Source organism: Janthinobacterium sp. 17J80-10 (assembly GCF_004114795.1).
In the GTDB taxonomy this organism is placed as follows: domain Bacteria; phylum Pseudomonadota; class Gammaproteobacteria; order Burkholderiales; family Burkholderiaceae_D; genus Paucimonas.
Genome location: NZ_CP035311.1, coordinates 3,865,119 through 3,882,122, shown reverse-complemented (window position 1 = coordinate 3,882,122; position 17,004 = coordinate 3,865,119). Strand labels below are relative to the sequence as shown.

11 protein-coding genes and 2 rRNA genes are annotated in these 17,004 nt (G+C 58.1%); 9 read left to right on the top strand and 4 right to left on the bottom strand.

What is annotated here, in order from left to right:
- The first annotated feature begins 74 nt into the window (after nucleotides 1-74).
- Both EKL02_RS17315 and rrf read left to right on the top strand, forming a co-directional pair.
- Nucleotides 75-2,949 (top strand): 23S ribosomal RNA (locus EKL02_RS17315).
- 163 nt (nucleotides 2,950-3,112) lie between these two features.
- A 5S ribosomal RNA gene (rrf, locus tag EKL02_RS17310) occupies nucleotides 3,113-3,225 on the top strand.
- A 226-nt stretch (nucleotides 3,226-3,451) separates the two neighbouring features.
- Here the strand turns inward: rrf and EKL02_RS17305 are convergent.
- Together EKL02_RS17305 and glpK are read right to left on the bottom strand one after the other, a co-directional pair.
- Nucleotides 3,452-4,138 (bottom strand): acyloxyacyl hydrolase, encoded by a 687-nt coding sequence (locus tag EKL02_RS17305; RefSeq protein ID WP_164932061.1) that lies wholly within the window; start codon nucleotides 4,136-4,138, stop codon nucleotides 3,452-3,454.
- Nucleotides 4,139-4,230: 92 nt separating this feature from the next.
- Nucleotides 4,231-5,724, bottom strand: a complete 1,494-nt coding sequence (gene glpK, locus EKL02_RS17300; protein ID WP_128903191.1) for a glycerol kinase GlpK — start codon at nucleotides 5,722-5,724, stop codon at nucleotides 4,231-4,233.
- A gap of 157 nt (nucleotides 5,725-5,881) precedes the next feature.
- Here glpK and EKL02_RS17295 point away from each other — a divergent pair, with 157 nt between their 5' ends.
- Together EKL02_RS17295 and EKL02_RS17290 are read left to right on the top strand one after the other, a co-directional pair.
- A complete protein-coding gene (locus EKL02_RS17295; protein ID WP_241687889.1) occupies nucleotides 5,882-6,790 on the top strand; it encodes an NAD(P)-dependent oxidoreductase in 909 nt (302 codons plus the stop codon).
- Nucleotides 6,791-6,827: 37 nt separating this feature from the next.
- Nucleotides 6,828-7,604 (top strand): DUF3047 domain-containing protein, encoded by a 777-nt coding sequence (locus EKL02_RS17290; RefSeq protein ID WP_128903189.1) that lies wholly within the window; start codon nucleotides 6,828-6,830, stop codon nucleotides 7,602-7,604.
- A 23-nt stretch (nucleotides 7,605-7,627) separates the two neighbouring features.
- Here EKL02_RS17290 and EKL02_RS17285 read toward each other — a convergent pair whose 3' ends face one another.
- Nucleotides 7,628-8,821: a M20 aminoacylase family protein gene (locus EKL02_RS17285; protein ID WP_128903574.1), complete on the bottom strand. Its 1,194-nt coding sequence runs from the start codon at nucleotides 8,819-8,821 to the stop codon at nucleotides 7,628-7,630.
- Nucleotides 8,822-9,072: 251 nt separating this feature from the next.
- Here EKL02_RS17285 and EKL02_RS17280 point away from each other — a divergent pair, with 251 nt between their 5' ends.
- Nucleotides 9,073-10,170, top strand: coding sequence for an aminopeptidase (locus EKL02_RS17280; RefSeq protein WP_241687753.1), 1,098 nt, complete (start codon nucleotides 9,073-9,075; stop codon nucleotides 10,168-10,170).
- A gap of 166 nt (nucleotides 10,171-10,336) precedes the next feature.
- Nucleotides 10,337-12,019, top strand: coding sequence for a long-chain-fatty-acid--CoA ligase (locus tag EKL02_RS17275; RefSeq protein WP_128903188.1), 1,683 nt, complete (start codon nucleotides 10,337-10,339; stop codon nucleotides 12,017-12,019).
- Between the two features lie 63 nt (nucleotides 12,020-12,082).
- Here the strand turns inward: EKL02_RS17275 and EKL02_RS17270 are convergent, their stop codons facing one another.
- Nucleotides 12,083-12,514 (bottom strand): acyl-CoA thioesterase, encoded by a 432-nt coding sequence (locus EKL02_RS17270; protein ID WP_128903187.1) that lies wholly within the window; start codon nucleotides 12,512-12,514, stop codon nucleotides 12,083-12,085.
- A gap of 125 nt (nucleotides 12,515-12,639) precedes the next feature.
- Between EKL02_RS17270 and EKL02_RS17265 the strand changes: the two genes are divergently transcribed.
- From EKL02_RS17265 to pyrC, 3 genes are all read left to right on the top strand, one after another.
- Complete coding sequence (locus EKL02_RS17265) at nucleotides 12,640-14,502, top strand: ABC transporter ATP-binding protein/permease (protein ID WP_128903186.1); 1,863 nt, start codon at nucleotides 12,640-12,642, stop codon at nucleotides 14,500-14,502.
- A gap of 110 nt (nucleotides 14,503-14,612) precedes the next feature.
- Nucleotides 14,613-15,899: a Glu/Leu/Phe/Val dehydrogenase gene (locus EKL02_RS17260; RefSeq protein ID WP_128903185.1), complete on the top strand. Its 1,287-nt coding sequence runs from the start codon at nucleotides 14,613-14,615 to the stop codon at nucleotides 15,897-15,899.
- 45 nt (nucleotides 15,900-15,944) lie between these two features.
- Nucleotides 15,945-16,997 (top strand): dihydroorotase, encoded by a 1,053-nt coding sequence (gene pyrC, locus EKL02_RS17255; RefSeq protein ID WP_128903184.1) that lies wholly within the window; start codon nucleotides 15,945-15,947, stop codon nucleotides 16,995-16,997.
- Nucleotides 16,998-17,004: the final 7 nt, after the last annotated feature.

Genomic DNA, 17,004 nt, shown 5'->3' with positions numbered 1-17,004 from the left:
GACTGGATTACGGCAAACGCGACATACTCAGAATAACTCTATAGCGTCTCTCGGAAGAGAGGTCAACGTTATAGGGACAAGTGAATAAGTGCACATGGTGGATGCCTTGGCGATTACAGGCGATGAAGGACGTAGTAGCTTGCGATAAGCTGCGGGGAGCTAGCAAACGAGCTTTGATCCGCAGATTTCCGAATGGGGAAACCCACCCTTTTAGGGTATCCCACACTGAATACATAGGTGTGTGGAGGCGAACGTGGCGAACTGAAACATCTAAGTAGCTACAGGAAAAGAAATCAACCGAGATTCCCAAAGTAGTGGCGAGCGAAATGGGAAGAGCCTGCAAGATTTAGCATTTTTGATAGTGGAACGCTCTGGAAAGTGCGGCCATAGAGGGTGATAGCCCCTTACACGAAATCATTAGTGTGGAACTAAGTTTGCGACAAGTAGGGCGGGACACGTGAAATCCTGTCTGAACATGGGGGGACCATCCTCCAAGGCTAAATACTCGTAATCGACCGATAGTGAACCAGTACCGTGAGGGAAAGGCGAAAAGAACCCCGGGAGGGGAGTGAAATAGATCCTGAAACCGTGTGCATACAAACAGTAGGAGCGGACTTGTTCCGTGACTGCGTACCTTTTGTATAATGGGTCAGCGACTTACATTCAGTGGCGAGCTTAACCGAATAGGGGAGGCGCAGAGAAATCGAGTCCGAATAGGGCGACAGTCGCTGGGTGTAGACCCGAAACCAAGTGATCTACTCATGGCCAGGATGAAGGTGCCGTAACAGGTACTGGAGGTCCGAACCCACTAATGTTGAAAAATTAGGGGATGAGCTGTGGGTAGGGGTGAAAGGCTAAACAAACTTGGAAATAGCTGGTTCTCTCCGAAAACTATTTAGGTAGTGCCTCTTGTATCACCATCGGGGGTAGAGCACTGTTATGGCTAGGGGGTCATCGCGACTTACCAAACCATTGCAAACTCCGAATACCGATGAGTGCGAGCAAGGGAGACAGACGTCGGGTGCTAACGTCCGGCGTCAAGAGGGAAACAACCCAGACCGCCAGCTAAGGTCCCAAAGATTGGCTAAGTGGAAAACGAAGTGGGAAGGCTAAAACAGTCAGGAGGTTGGCTTAGAAGCAGCCATCCTTTAAAGAAAGCGTAATAGCTCACTGATCGAGTCGTCCTGCGCGGAAGATGTAACGGGGCTAAGCCAGTCACCGAAGCTGCGGATATGCGTAAGCATATGGTAGGAGAGCGTTCTGTAAGCCTGCGAAGGTGTCTTGTAAAGGATGCTGGAGGTATCAGAAGTGCGAATGCTGACATGAGTAGCGATAATGGGAGTGAAAAGCTCCCACGCCGTAAGCCCAAGGTTTCCTGTTCAACGTTCATCGGAGCAGGGTGAGTCGGCCCCTAAGGCGAGGCAGAGATGCGTAGCTGATGGGAAGCAGGTTAATATTCCTGCACCGTCGTATGATGCGATGGGGGGACGGATCGCGGAAGGTTGTCCGACTGTTGGAATAGTCGGTTTGTGCATCAGAGAAGGCCCTTAGGCAAATCCGGGGGCGTAATTCAAGGGTGTGCGACGAGTGGCCTTGTGCCGCGAAGCAATCGGAAGTGGTTCCAAGAAAAGCCTCTAAGCTTCAGTCATACGAGACCGTACCGCAAACCGACACAGGTGGGCGAGATGAGTATTCTAAGGCGCTTGAGAGAACTCGGGAGAAGGAACTCGGCAAATTGGTACCGTAACTTCGGGATAAGGTACGCCCTAGTAGTTTGACTGGCCCGCGCCAGGAGGATGAAAGGGTTGCAATAAAATGGTGGCTGCGACTGTTTAATAAAAACACAGCACTCTGCAAACACGAAAGTGGACGTATAGGGTGTGACGCCTGCCCGGTGCTGGAAGATTAAATGATGGGGTGCAAGCTCTTGATTGAAGTCCCAGTAAACGGCGGCCGTAACTATAACGGTCCTAAGGTAGCGAAATTCCTTGTCGGGTAAGTTCCGACCTGCACGAATGGCGTAACGATGGCCACACTGTCTCCTCCCGAGACTCAGCGAAGTTGAAATGTTTGTGATGATGCAATCTACCCGCGGCTAGACGGAAAGACCCCATGAACCTTTACTGTAGCTTTGCATTGGACTTTGAACCAATCTGTGTAGGATAGGTGGGAGGCTTTGAAGCGGGGGCGCTAGCTCTCGTGGAGCCAACCTTGAAATACCACCCTGGTTTGTTTGAGGTTCTAACCTTGGCCCGTTATCCGGGTCGGGGACAGTGCATGGTAGGCAGTTTGACTGGGGCGGTCTCCTCCCAAAGTGTAACGGAGGAGTTCGAAGGTACGCTAGGTACGGTCGGACATCGTGCTAATAGTGCAATGGCATAAGCGTGCTTAACTGCGAGACTGACAAGTCGAGCAGGTACGAAAGTAGGACATAGTGATCCGGTGGTTCTGTATGGAAGGGCCATCGCTCAACGGATAAAAGGTACTCTGGGGATAACAGGCTGATTCCTCCCAAGAGTTCATATCGACGGGGGAGTTTGGCACCTCGATGTCGGCTCATCACATCCTGGGGCTGTAGCCGGTCCCAAGGGTATGGCTGTTCGCCATTTAAAGTGGTACGTGAGCTGGGTTTAAAACGTCGTGAGACAGTTTGGTCCCTATCTGCCGTGGGCGTTGGAAGTTTGAAGGGGGCTGCTCCTAGTACGAGAGGACCGGAGTGGACGAACCTCTGGTGTACCGGTTGTCACGCCAGTGGCATTGCCGGGTAGCTAAGTTCGGAAGAGATAACCGCTGAAAGCATCTAAGCGGGAAACTTGCCTTAAGATGAGACTTCCCGGGAGTTTAACTCCCCTAAAGGGTCGTTCGAGACCAGGACGTTGATAGGCTGGGTGTGGAAGTGCAGTAATGCATTAAGCTAACCAGTACTAATTGCCCGTGCGGCTTGTCCCTATAACCTTGATGTTATAGTTGATGAGTAAGCTGTGGATGCCATGATCGATTCTGGCAATCACAACCGCCAATTAAGTTGTACCCTAAACTATTGCTTCTTCCCAGATTGCGTTGTTTGCGATCCCCAAAGTAACGGGGACCACAAGCGACACTACAAGTTATGCCTGATGACCATAGCAAGTTGGTACCACCCCTTCCCATCCCGAACAGGACCGTGAAACGACTTCGCGCCGATGATAGTGCTGCAACCAGTGTGAAAGTAGGTCATCGTCAGGCTATTTACCCAGAAACGCCCCACCCTCGAAAGAGCGTGGGGCGTTTCGCTTTGCAGCAACGGTTTTAACAATGCATCTTGCCTGCGCTTGCGGCACAGGCCGTGTGTTGTTGCGCCGCGCATCCCCTTGCTTGCGTGTCACGACAAATAAAAAACAGGCGCCGCAGCGCCCGTTTTTTAGTTCAAGAATCCAGAGTGCGATTTAAGTAGCCCAGGAGTCTTGTAAGATTACCAGCGATATTTCAGGTCAATGCCGACAACATTGCTAGGTTCGTTGCCATCTTTGCCTTGACCACGTGTAACGTGAACGGCTTTGAAGCCGAGATCAACACCATTTTTCCACACGAACCCGACGCCGGCCAATGCGTTCACCGCCAGGCGGCTGCCTTGGGCTCGTCCCGCCAAATCGAAGCTGTTTGCTTGATAGCGGGGGCCCGTTCCTGCCTCAGCGTAAAATCCGGTGCCATCGTTACGCTGATAGCGCAGTACAGCCGCCAGGCCCTGATCTGGGCCGCTCGGGCCAACCCCAGCTAAATTTTGCTGGCCTGGAGAAAATGCTCGCGCGAGCGAAGCATCCCAATACCCGCTCAGATAGTTGCTATTACCCTGATACCAGTGCGCTTGCCATTTCAACTGGAAACCAAGCCGACCGAGCTTGTTGGTGGCGGCGGGAGCCAATTCATACAATGAACTCGCCTGGGCTTGGGCCGGCGAAGCGATCAGGAATAGGCAAAGTGCAAAAAAACTGCACGGCACGGCGCAATAGCTGAACCATTGCTTGCGGCGGTGACATTGACTAGCCATTTCCCCTCCCAAAAATAGTGTTCTGGAAATAGTATGGGTAAAGCCACGCGTTAAGTTCTTGCGGAAAATTAAACATATTTGCAAATGGTAATTTTCCTGCACGTTCTTCACGATAGAGAAAGAATTAAAAATTTACAAATAAAAAAATAATCCGATTAAGAGATCAGCACCATGATCCAGGGCATAAACCCCGTCAAGTATTGTCATAACGCCCACTTCATCGCACATTCGACAGCGCGTTTCCAACGGGAAATTAAATGTTCTCGTTCGGACGCGGCCATCGATGGCTCAAAACGGCGATCCATGGTCCAGTGGTGAGCGATCTCTTCGCGCGATGACCAGAAACCGACCGAAAGACCCGCAAGATAGGCGGCCCCGAGCGCAGTTGTTTCCGTCACGGTTGGCCGCACGACGGGAACCCCAAGGATATCCGCCTGAAATTGCATTAATAAGTTGTTGCGTGAAGCGCCGCCGTCCACGCGCAGTTCACTCAGCGGTGGGGCGGAATCGGCCTGCATCGCTTGCAGCACATCCGCCGTTTGATAGGCAATGCTTTCCAGTGCCGCCCGTGCGATATGCGCCCTGTTTGTGCCGCGCGTCATTCCCGCAAGCGTGCCACGGGCATACGGATCCCAGTATGGCGCGCCAAGTCCGGTAAACGCGGGCACCAGCACGACGCCCCCTGTATCTGGAACGGATGCCGCCAACGCTTCCACGTCTGCAGCATGGCGGATCATCTGCAAGCCGTCGCGCAGCCACTGCACGGTGGCGCCTGCCATGAAGACACTGCCTTCAAGCATGTAGTCAGTACCGCCATGAGGACCCTCGAGCGTCCATCCGACCGTGGTTAACAAGCGGTTCTTCGAACTGATCGCGGTGCTGCCGGTGTTCATCAGGAGGAAGCATCCTGTGCCATAGGTGTTTTTCGCCATGCCAGGCTGATGGCAGGCCTGGCCGAACGTGGCAGCTTGCTGGTCGCCTGCCAGTCCCGCGAGCATCACTGGCGCACCCAGCCAGTCGGGATGGCAGGGGCCGATTCTGCCATTGCAGGGAACGATGGCTGGCAAGAGCGCGCGCGGTATCCGGAACAGGCCAAGCAATTCATCATCCCATTGCAAGCTGTGCAGGTCGAGCAGCATCGTGCGGGAAGCATTGCTGATGTCGGTGACGTGTGCGCCGGTCAGTTTGAATGCCAGCCATGAATCGATCGTGCCGAACGCGAGTTCGCCGCGTTCGGCACGGGCGCGGGCACCGGCGACATTGTCGAGCAGCCATCCGATTTTGGTGGCGGAAAAATAGGCATCGAGTACCAGGCCGGTCTTGCGTTGTACCAGATCCGCAAAGCCGCTCTGCTGGAGCTGATCACAGGCGGAAGCGGTGCGGCGGTCTTGCCATACAATCGCATTCGCGATCGGCAGGCCTGTGGCGCGGTCCCAGATGACGGTGGTTTCTCGCTGGTTGCTAATGCCGATGGCCGCAATGGCGCCTGGCGCTATTGCGCTTTCATGGATGACCTGGCGGGCAACTGCCAGTTGCGTTTCCCAGATCTCCGTGGGATCGTGTTCCACCCATCCGGGTTGCGGGAAAATCTGGCGGAACTCCTGTTGTGCGCAGCCGCGTACTTTGCCTTCATGGTCGAATAGGATGGCGCGTGAACTGGTTGTTCCCTGGTCAAGCGCGAGTATGTATTGCGACATGAAAGGTCCCCATTCAGGATTGACATTGTGTGCTGGCCCCAACAACTCAAAGCGCGCCTGCGGCATGCCAGCCTTGCGGCTATCGACAGCGGGCAGGCTTTTTGTGATGATACTGCAGCAATTTGCAGTTCAACCCGGTTAAAAGAGGAAATTGATGATGGCAGCAACAGCGCCGGTACGTGTAGCGTTTCTGGGAATTGGCCTGATGGGCAAGCCAATGGCAACGCGTCTGCTCCAGGCAGGCCACACCCTTGTTGCCTGGAACCGCAGCGCCGCCAAGGCAAGCGCACTGCAGTCTTTGGGCGCGACGATTGCGGGGACGGCGGCAGATGCGGCGGCACAAGCCGATGTGGTCATTACCATGCTCGAAGACGGCAGGGCGGTCGCCGACGTCGTCGGCCAGGCAGCAGCGGGCTTGCGTACCGGAGCGCTGGTAGTCGACATGAGTTCGACAAAGCAAGCCGAAGCTGAGGCCATGCATGCCTGGCTGCAGGAGCGAGGGATCGGCTTTATCGACGCGCCTGTGTCGGGCGGGGTGTTGGGAGCCGAGGCGGGAACGCTGGCGATCATGGCCGGCGGCGCCGAATCGGACTTTGCCCGCGTAGAGGCGTTGCTGCAGGTGCTGGGCCGCCCGACGCGCGTCGGGCCGGCCGGCTGCGGCCAGTTGGCCAAGCTGTGCAACCAGTTGATTGTCGGCGGCACATTGAATATTATTGCCGAAGCACTGCTGCTGGCCCAGGCTGGCGGCGCCGATCCGGTCGCCGTGCGCGCGGCAATCCGGGGAGGGTTTGCCGAGAGCCGTATCCTGGAAGTGCACGGGCAGCGGATGTTGGAGCGTAACTTTCTTCCGGGTGGCCAGGTCAAGAGCCAGGCCAAGGATCTGGAAAACGTTCTGGTTGCCGCTGCGGCCGCCGGTGTCAGGTTGCCTGTCACGGAACTGGTAACCGAGCGTTACCGCAGCATTCTGGAATCGCTGCCGCATGCCGACCAGTCTGCCGCGCTGCTGGCGCTGGAACGCATCAATCCAGGGGCACGGGTCGGTTGTGCCCCTGACCAGTTGCCTTAAGCCTTTTTTCATCCCGCTCTGCAGGACGTATGAACTTATGAAGCGTATTTGTACTTTATTGGCCGCGTCGCTGGCCGTCGCCGGCTGTGCCTTTGGCCCGCCGGCGGAACAGCGTGCCGAAAGCGTCAAGGCAGAGCAGGACACGCAGGGGGTTGCTCCGCTTTCGATGTTCTCCTCCGGTCCGGCCGGCGGACTGCCGAACGGCTGGATGCCGATGGTGATTTTCAAGCACAAGAACCGTACTGACTACAGTCTGGTGGCCGAACGGGACCGGACCGTGCTGCGCGCATTTTCATCCAATGCATCTTCAGGCCTGATGCAGCGTGTCAGCATCGATCCGCAAGAGCAGCCGCTGCTGCGCTGGCAGTGGAAGATAGGTACTTTGGGCGAGAGCATCGCGCATGCCCAGGAACTGATGGAAGATACGCCCGCCCGCATTATCCTCGGCTTCGACGGCGACAAGGAGTCGTTGTCGTTTTCCGAACAAATCCTGTTTGAAACAGCCAAGCTGATCACCGGACACGAGTTTCCTTACGCGACCCTGATGTACGAGTGGCATGGCAAGGAGCCGGCTGGCACGATCAGACATAGCAAGCGCTCGAGCCGGATTCGCCACGTGGTAGTGGAGAACGGCACGGACAGTGTCGGCAAGTGGCGCGAATTTGAGCGCAACATCATCGAGGATTTCGAGCGTGCTTACGGCGAAAAGCCGGGCCGCCTGATTGGCGTGGGAATTCTCACCGATAGCGACTTCACCGGGGAGTCGGTGGAAACCTGGTATGGCGACATTCGCCTGCTGTCGCAGAATCGCTAGCGTTTGCCTGCCGGTGTCGGGTTTTAGACCCGTGCCAGCCAGGCGTGCGCCAGGTGAACCCAATAGCTGGCGCCTACCGGCAGCAGGGCATCGTTGAAATCGTAACTGGGGTTGTGCAGGTTGCAGGGACCCAGCCCGTGGCCTGCGGCGCGGTGCTGGCCTTCGCCATTGCCAAGAAAGACATAGCACCCCGGTTTTTCCTGCAGCATGAAGGCAAAGTCTTCCGCACCCATGGTCGGTTCGATGTCGGTGTCGACATTGTCGATGCCGGCCACCGACTGCAGCACTTCGACCGCGAAGGCAGTTTCACCTGCATCGTTGATCAGCGCGGGGTAGTTGCGCTGGAAATGGAAGTCGACTTGCGCTTCGAAGGCGGCCGCCGTATTCGCCGCGATCTGCTCCATGCGCGCTTCGATCATGTCGAGCGTGGCTGTGCGGAAGGTGCGCACGGTGCCGATCAGGCGGGCGTCGTCGGGGATGACATTGGTGGCGCTGCCGGCGTGAATCTGGGTGACGCTCAGCACGGCGGCATCGAAGGGATTGCAATTGCGCGAAACGATCGTTTGCCAGCTTTGGGCGATCTGGATGGCCACCATGACCGGGTCGATTGCCTTGTGCGGTTGCGCGGCATGGGCACCCTTGCCGCGCACGATGACTTCGAATTCGTTCGACGAGGCCATCATCGGGCCCGGCACCACGCCGAAGCGGCCGGCAGGCATGCCGGGCCAGTTATGCATGCCGAACACGGCATCCATCGGGCATTGTTCGAACAAGCCGTCTTCGATCATGCGGCGGGCGCCGCCGCCGCCTTCTTCCGCTGGCTGGAAAATCAGGTAGATGGTGCCATCGAAATCGCGATGCTGCGCCAGATGGCGGGCAGCGCCCAGCAACATCGCGGTGTGGCCATCATGGCCACAGGCGTGCATCTTGCCGGGATGGCGGGAAGCATGCGCGAAGCGGTTGATTTCCTGGACCGGTAACGCATCCATGTCGGCGCGCAGGCCGAGCGCACGCTGGCTTGCGCCATTCTTGAGAATGCCGACGACGCCGGTGCCGCCAAGACCGCGCAATACCGGGATGCCCCATTCGCCGAGTTTTTGTGCCACGACGTCGGCCGTGCGCTGTTCCTCGAAAGCGAGTTCCGGGTGGGCGTGGATGTCTTGCCGTATTTGCAGCAGCTCGTTCTGGGACTGGAGTATGGAATCGATCAATTTCATGGCGGTGGCCGGGGCAGCAGGTGGCATGGTCATCGGCGGACTTGGGCATCCGCTTCCGGGTCCTTGTGTGATTTCCAGATATATTACGCTACTGTACCGTCTCCCGCAGGCTGCACTTTTGACATGACTGCGGATAGAGTTTCTTGCGGGATGAACTTTTCATCGGGGCAAAGCTCATTACAATGGCGTGAAAGCAGCCGTAGAGAGAGCGTGCTGTTTTTTTGATAGTGTCGTCTGGAGCAATGCGGGATATGGGCAAGAAATGGCGGATTGGCATGGCGTTCGGGGCGGCAGTCCTGATGGGGGGCTGTGCCCAGCTGGGATATTACGTGCAGGCGGCGCAAGGCCAGTTTTCCTTGATGGCCCAGGCCCGGGCAATCGATGACTGGCTGGCTGATCCGGCAGTGGCAGGGAAGCTGAAAGGCCAACTCGCCAAGGTCAAGGAAATTCGCCGTTTTGCCTCCAAAGAATTGCACTTGCCTGACAATGGCACGTTCACTTCCTACGCCGACTTGCAGCGGCCCTATGTCCTGTGGAATGTCGTGGCAACCCCCGCGCTTTCCCTGCAAGCCTCGCAATGGTGTTTTCCTATTGCCGGGTGTGTCAATTACCGGGGTTATTACAGCCAGGAAGAGGCCCAGGCCTATGCGGCGGAACTGCGCAGCCAGAATTACGACGTGCATGTCTCCGGCGTTCCCGCCTATTCCACGCTAGGCTGGTTCGACGATCCGGTGCTGTCGACATTCGTGCAATATCCGGAAGCCGAACTGGCGCGCCTGATGTTCCACGAGCTGGCGCATCAGGTCGCGTATGCACCGGGCGATTCGCGCTTTAATGAATCGTTCGCGGTGGCGGTCGAGGAGTTGGGAGTCGAGCGCTGGATCAAGGCGCACGGCGACGAGAAAATGCGGGCGGCTTATCGCCTCCACGCCGCCCGCAAGCAGGATTTTCTGGCGCTATTGCTCACGACCCGGGAGGCGCTCGAAAGCAATTACGCCAGTCGCGCAAGCGATGCCCGGAAAATCGCCCGCAAGGCGGAAATCTTCCAGTCCATGCAAGTTGCCTATGGCGAATTAAAGCAGCGCTGGGGTGGCTATGCAGGATACGACCGATGGTTTGCCGAACCGCTGAACAATGCGCACCTGGCATTGGTGGCAACTTATCATGACCTGGTGCCGGGCTTTCGCACGCTGCTGCAGCAGGAGTCCGACCTGGGAAATTTTTATGCGGCAGTGCGCAGCATTTCTGCATTGGAGCCGCAGCAACGCCACCAGCGCCTGGCCGCTCTTGGGGTGGCACCCGTGCAGGCCGCACTGACCGACGATGCGGAAAACCAGGTGCACAATTGATGTGTTGCATTGCAATAGGCCGTTGCGAACAAGAGAATCATTCGTTATTGCCTTAAACACTTGCACCTGAGGGCGTCGCCCGATAGGATCATATTTGAACAAATGCAATTTGTTCAGGAATTGCCTCACCAAGCATGATACCTATAAGAGAGACAAGGGCGCTGACATGGACAAGTTCTGGCTAAAATCCTATCCACCTGAAATTCCCGCCGAGATCGATCTGGGGCAGTATGATTCCCTGGCCCACTTGCTGGAAGAGTCATTCAAGAAGTATGCGAAGCGTAATGCCTTTGTCAGCATGGACAAGGCGATCACGTATGCGCAAGTCGATGCCATGTCAAGGAAGATGGGGGCATGGCTGCAAGCCCGGGGGCTGCAGAAAGGCGCGCGCGTTGCCATCATGATGCCCAATGTCTTGCAATATCCGGTGGCGATGGCTGCGGCATTGCGGGCAGGTTACATCGTGGTCAATGTCAATCCTTTGTACACGCCGCGCGAACTGGAACATCAACTGGTCGACTCGGGTGCCGAAGCAATCATCATCCTGGAAAATTTTGCGCATATTCTGCAGCAAGTCATTGGCAAAACCCAGGTCAGGCATGTCGTGGTGGCCAGCATGGGCGAGTTGTTAGGCGGGATGAAGGGCCTACTGGTCAATTTCGTGGTGCGCCATGTCAAGAAAATGGTGCCGGCCTATCATTTGCCAGGGGCTGTTACTTTTAGCAAGGTATTGTCCGATGCGGCGCGCATGAGTTGGCGGCCAGTGACCGTGACGCAGGACGACATCGCCTTTCTGCAATATACCGGGGGTACGACAGGTATTTCCAAGGGGGCAACCCTGTTGCATCGCAACGTGCTGGCCAATGCCTTGCAATGCGATCTCTGGCTAGGGCCGGGTCTTAACAAGGCGCCGAAGGTGGAGCAAATCAGCATGATCTGTGCATTGCCGCTTTACCATATCTTTGCATTGACAAGCTGTTTCCTGTTGGGCACGCGCGTGGGTGCGGTCAATATCCTGATTGCCAATCCGCGCGACATTCCAGGCTTTATCAAGACCCTGGCAAAGTATCCCTTCAATATGATCCCGGCAGTAAATACCTTGTTCAATGGCTTGCTGAACAATGCGGAATTTGCCAAGCTTGATTTTTCAACGCTGAAGATCAGCGTGGGCGGCGGCATGGCTGTACAAAAAGCCGTCGCGGACCGCTGGTTCAATGTGACGGGCTGTCCGATCGCGGAAGGTTACGGCTTGTCGGAAACCTCGCCGGTCGTCAGCTGCAACCTGGCCGATGCCAAGGAATTCACCGGGACCATCGGCTTGCCCCTGCCTTCCACGGAACTGACCATCCTGGATGAGGATGGCAAGCCCGTGCCGTTGGGGCAGCCTGGCGAAATCGCCGTGCGCGGCCCGCAAGTCATGGCGGGATACTGGAAGCGGCCGGATGAAACCGCCAAGGTCATGACGCCTGACGGTTTTTTCAAGACGGGCGATATCGGCGTCATGGATGAACGTGGTTATGTGCGCATTGTCGATCGCAAGAAAGACATGATCCTGGTATCCGGGTTCAATGTGTACCCGAATGAAATCGAGGGCGTGGTGGCGGAGCATCCGGGCGTGCTGGAATGCGCCTGTGTGGGCGTGGCGGATGCGCATTCCGGCGAGGCGGTCAAGCTGTACGTGGTGCGCAAGGATCCATCGCTCACGGTCGAGCAACTGATGGAATACTGCAAGCAGCAGTTCACGGGGTACAAGCGGCCGAAATATATCGAGTTCCGCGATACGCTGCCAAAAACCAATGTAGGAAAGATTTTGCGGCGGGAGTTGCGCGACGAACAAAAAACAGTTTGAGCTCACGTCCCCGGGGCAACGCCCGACGTCTCCAAAACCGCCTGCCTGCCAGGCAGTTTTTTTTCAGGGGTGCGGCTGGGGCGTGCTCAGTTCATCCAGTGCCGGCACGGGGCGCGGCTTGCGCTCATGATCTGTGGCGACGTACGTCAGGGTCGCTTCCGTCACCTTGACGGTTTCGGCCTGCATCTGGTTGCGCTCGGCATAGACTTCGACGTTGACCGTCAGCGATGTCCTGCCCACCTTGACGATGTCGGCATAAAACGTCAGCACGTCGCCAATGAACACCGGGTGTTTGAAGACAAAGGAGTTGACGGCGATGGTGGCGACCCGGCCGTTGGCGCGCCGCATGGCCGGCAGCGAGCCGGCAATATCGACTTGCGCCATGATCCAGCCGCCGAAGATGTCGCCATTGATGTTGACGTCGGAGGGCCGGGGCATGACGCGCAGCTCCGGCATTTTCCCGGCGGGCAGTGAGGTATGGTGTTCGCTTGGCATTTCGTTGTTTTAAATCATCCGTTTTTCATCGCGACACCCCATGGGCAGGGGGTTGATAGAATGGGAGCTGAAATTGCTTCAACTGTCCAAGCATAAACCATTCTGACCGGATTTTCTTTCTTCCCATGCGACGCCACGCCAATTCCGAACCTGCTCCGACCATGCCCCCCGGCCACCAGCGCAGGGATTGGGCCACCATCAAAACGCTGGTGCCTTACCTGTGGGCCTACAAGGGAAGGGTGATGCTGGCGCTGGTTTTCCTGGTCGGCGCCAAGCTGGCCAATGTCGGTGTGCCGCTGGTGCTGAAGCAACTGGTTGACCACCTCACGCCCGGCGTGGACCAGGCGCGCGCGCTGATGATCATGCCGATTGGCCTGTTGCTGGCGTACGGCTTGCTGCGCCTGTCCACGACCTTGTTTACCGAATTGCGTGAATTCGTGTTTGCCCGGGTGACGCAGCGCGCGGTGCGCACCATCGCCCTGAAAGTGTTCCGTCACCTGCATTCGCTGTCGCTGCGCTTCCACCTGAACCGCCAGACCGGGGGCATGACGCGCGATATCGAGCGCGGCACGCGCGGCGTATCTTCCCTGGTGTCCTATACGCTGTTTTCCATCCTGCCGACCCTGATCGAAATCAGCCTCGTGATCGGCTACCTGGCGGTGCAATACGATATCTGGTTTTCCGTGATTACCGCCACAGCATTGGTCACCTATATCGCCTTCACCGTGCTGGTGACGGAATGGCGGACGAATTTTCGCCGCAACATGAACGAGCTGGATTCGAAAGCCAATACCCGGGCCATCGATTCCCTCATCAATTATGAAACGGTCAAGTACTTCGGCAACGAGGACGTGGAAGCCCGCCGCTACGACCAGGACTACCAGCGTTATGAAAACGCCGCGGTCAAGTCGCAGACGTCGCTATCGCTTCTGAATACGGGGCAGTCGCTGATCATTGCCGCGGCCGTCACCCTGATCCTGTGGCGTGCCACCAGCGGCGTGATCGACGGCAGCATGAGCCTGGGCGACCTGGTGCTGGTGAATGCCTTCATGATCCAGTTGTACATTCCCCTGAATTTCCTCGGCGTGATTTACCGCGAGATCAAGCAAAGCATGGCCGATATGGAGCGCCTGTTCCGCCTGCTCGAACAGGACCGCGAAGTGGCCGATGCCCCGCATGCCCGGCCGCTGGCGGTCGTCGGCGCCGAAGTGCGTTTCGAACATGTCGATTTCCATTACGAAAAGAACCGGCAGATTCTCTTCGATGTCGATTTCACCATCGCCGCCGGCACCACCACCGCCGTGGTCGGCCACAGCGGCTCCGGCAAATCGACCTTGTCACGCCTGCTGTTCCGTTTCTATGACGTTCAGTCCGGGCGCATCAGCATCGATGGCCAGGAGTTGCGCGACGTCACGCAAGCTTCGCTGCGCCAGGCCATCGGCATCGTGCCGCAGGATACGGTGCTGTTCAATGACACGATCGAATACAACATTGCCTACGGTAAGCCGGGCGCCTCGAAGGAGGAAATCATTGCTGCCGCAAGGGCCGCGGCGATTCATGACTTCATCGTGTCGCTGCCGGAGGGATACGACACCATGGTGGGCGAGCGCGGCCTGAAATTGTCGGGCGGCGAAAAGCAGCGCGTGGCGATTGCGCGCACCTTGCTGAAAAATCCGCCGATCCTGATTTTCGACGAGGCGACTTCGGCGCTCGACACCAAGTCCGAACAGGCGATCCAGGAGCAATTGCATGAAATCGCCAGGAACCGGACCACGCTGGTGATTGCACATCGCCTGTCGACCATTGCCGATGCTGCCCAGATCCTGGTGCTGGAGCATGGCAGGATCGTCGAGCGGGGCACGCACGCCAGCTTGCTGGCGGCGCAGGGGGCCTATGCGCAAATGTGGGCCCGGCAGCAGGCGCGCAAGGCGCCGGAGGCGGATGCCGGCGAAGTCGACACCCTGGATGCGACAGACGCTGTGGCATAAATGTCGTAAGTCGGTGGCAGGGCAGGCCAAGGCGGCCAGTTCCTTGCTAAGATGGTTCCTGATTGCAGTGCCGGGTTCCAGACCAAACCAGCCGATCACGGAGAAGACGCATGCCTGCTTCCCATCAAATCCCCAGTTACCTGACGCAGCACGACATCGGCCCGTGGGGGGTCTATCTCGAGCAGATCGATCGTGTCACACCCTACCTCGGCACGCTGGCGCCGCTGGTGGAAACCCTGAAGCGCCCCAAGCTGATCCTCGCAGTCGATGTGCCGATCCGGCGCGACGATGGCTCGATTGCGCATTTTGAGGGATACCGGGTGCAGCACAATACCGCGCGTGGTCCTGGCAAGGGCGGCGTGCGTTTTCACCAGAGCGTCACCCTGTCGGAAGTGATGGCGCTGTCGGCCTGGATGACGGTCAAGAATGCTGCCGTCAATGTGCCGTATGGCGGCGCCAAGGGCGGCATCCGGGTCGATCCGAAAACGCTCTCGCGCGGCGAACTCGAGCGCATGACGCGACGCTACACCAGCGAGATCGGCATCATCATCGGCCCGACCAAGGATATTCCGGCGCCGGACGTCAATACCAACGAACAGGTCATGGCGTGGATGATGGATACCTATTCCATGAATGCCGGCAACACGGTGTCGGGCGTGGTGACGGGCAAGCCGGTGTCGCTCGGCGGCAGCCTCGGTCGCCAGGCCGCCACCGGTCGGGGCCTCTACGTGGTGGCCTGCGAAGCCGCCACCCGGCGCGGATTGGAAATCCAGGGTGCGCGCATTGCCATCCAGGGCTTCGGCAATGTAGGCAGCGTCGCTGCGCGCCTGTTTACCGAGGCCGGCGCGAAGGTCGTCGCCGTGCAGGACCATGCCGGCACCGTGGTGCGCGAGAGCGGACTGGATATCGGCGCGCTGCTGGCGCACGTGGGCGAATGCGGTACGGTGGCCGGTTTCGCCGGCGCCGACGCCGTGCAAGAGCAGGATGCGTTCTGGGCAACCGATTGCGATATCCTCGTGCCTGCGGCGCTGGAGCAGCAGATCACCGCTTCCAATGCCCAGGCCATCCGCGCCAGCATCATTGTCGAAGGCGCCAATGGTCCGACGACGCCTGCCGCGGACGATATCCTGCATGACAAGGGCGTGCTGATCGTGCCCGACGTGATCGCCAACGCCGGTGGCGTGACCGTCAGCTATTTCGAATGGGTGCAGGATTTTTCCAGTTTTTTCTGGACCGAGGATGAAATCAACCAGCGCCTGACGCGCATCATGCGCGAAGCCTTCGCCGCCGTCTGGCAACTGGCCGAGGATCGCAAGGTCTCGCTGCGCACGGCCGCATTCATCGTTGGCTGCAGCCGCGTCTTGCAGGCGCACGAGATGCGCGGCCTGTACCCCTGATAGAAGGTAAAATGGCGGCTCGACAGTAAGAGCCAGCGAGCCGCCATGCCAACCCCAGCCAACCTTCCACAAAGCATTACCATCACCCGTCCCGACGACTGGCACCTGCACTTGCGCGACGGCGCCGTGCTTGCCGATGTCTTGCCGCATACGGCGCGCCAGTTTGCGCGCGCCATCGTCATGCCGAACCTGAAGCCGCCGGTGACCACCACCGAGCTTGCCGGCGCCTACCGCACGCGGATCCTGGCGGCGCTGCCGGCAGGGCTGCAATTCGAGCCGCTGATGGTGTTGTACCTGACGGACAATACCCCGCCCGATGAAATTCGCCGCGCCAAAGACAGCGGCTTCATCCATGCCCTGAAGCTGTACCCGGCCGGTGCCACTACCAACTCGGACGCCGGCGTGACCGATTTGACGAAATGCTACAAGACCCTGGAAGTCATGCAGGAAGTCGGCTTGCCGCTGCTGGTGCACGGCGAGGTGACCGATCCGGCGGTCGATGTATTCGACCGCGAGGCAGTCTTCATCGAGCGTGTCATGCAGCCCTTGCGCCGCGCCTTGCCGGAATTGAAAGTGGTGTTCGAACATATCACCACGCGCGACGCCGCCGAGTATGTCGCAGCGGCTGACCGCTTCGTTGGCGCTACGATCACGGCGCATCACCTGCTATACAATCGCAATGAAATTTTCAAGGGCGGCATCCGTCCGCATTATTACTGCCTGCCGATCCTGAAGCGTGAAGAGCATCGCCAGGCACTGGTCAAAGCCGCAACGTCGGGTAATCCAAAATTCTTCCTCGGCACCGATTCCGCGCCACATCCGAAGGGATTGAAGGAACATGCCTGCGGTTGTGCCGGCTGTTACACTGCCTTGCATGCGCTGGAACTGTACGCGCAAGCCTTTGCCGCCGCTGGCGCGCTGGACAGGCTGGAAGCCTTTGCCAGCTTCAATGGGCCGGCGTTTTATGGCTTGCCGCGCAATAGCGGCAGCGTGACGCTATTGCGCGAGGACTGGACCCTGCCGGCGGAATTGCCTTTTGGCGATTCGAGCCTGGTGCCGCTGAATGCCGGCGAGACGATGGCCTGGAAGCTGGCATAACTGTAAC

Coding starts and splice junctions, on each gene's coding strand:
- glpK (WP_128903191.1), bottom strand. CDS start 5,724: ATGTCGCAATACATACTCGCGCTTGACCAGGGAACAACCAGTTCACGC.
- EKL02_RS17295 (WP_241687889.1), top strand. CDS start 5,882: ATGGCAGCAACAGCGCCGGTACGTGTAGCGTTTCTGGGAATTGGCCTG.
- EKL02_RS17290 (WP_128903189.1), top strand. CDS start 6,828: ATGAAGCGTATTTGTACTTTATTGGCCGCGTCGCTGGCCGTCGCCGGC.
- EKL02_RS17285 (WP_128903574.1), bottom strand. CDS start 8,821: ATGAAATTGATCGATTCCATACTCCAGTCCCAGAACGAGCTGCTGCAA.
- EKL02_RS17280 (WP_241687753.1), top strand. CDS start 9,073: ATGGGCAAGAAATGGCGGATTGGCATGGCGTTCGGGGCGGCAGTCCTG.
- EKL02_RS17275 (WP_128903188.1), top strand. CDS start 10,337: ATGGACAAGTTCTGGCTAAAATCCTATCCACCTGAAATTCCCGCCGAG.
- EKL02_RS17270 (WP_128903187.1), bottom strand. CDS start 12,514: ATGCCAAGCGAACACCATACCTCACTGCCCGCCGGGAAAATGCCGGAG.
- EKL02_RS17265 (WP_128903186.1), top strand. CDS start 12,640: ATGCGACGCCACGCCAATTCCGAACCTGCTCCGACCATGCCCCCCGGC.
- EKL02_RS17260 (WP_128903185.1), top strand. CDS start 14,613: ATGCCTGCTTCCCATCAAATCCCCAGTTACCTGACGCAGCACGACATC.
- pyrC (WP_128903184.1), top strand. CDS start 15,945: ATGCCAACCCCAGCCAACCTTCCACAAAGCATTACCATCACCCGTCCC.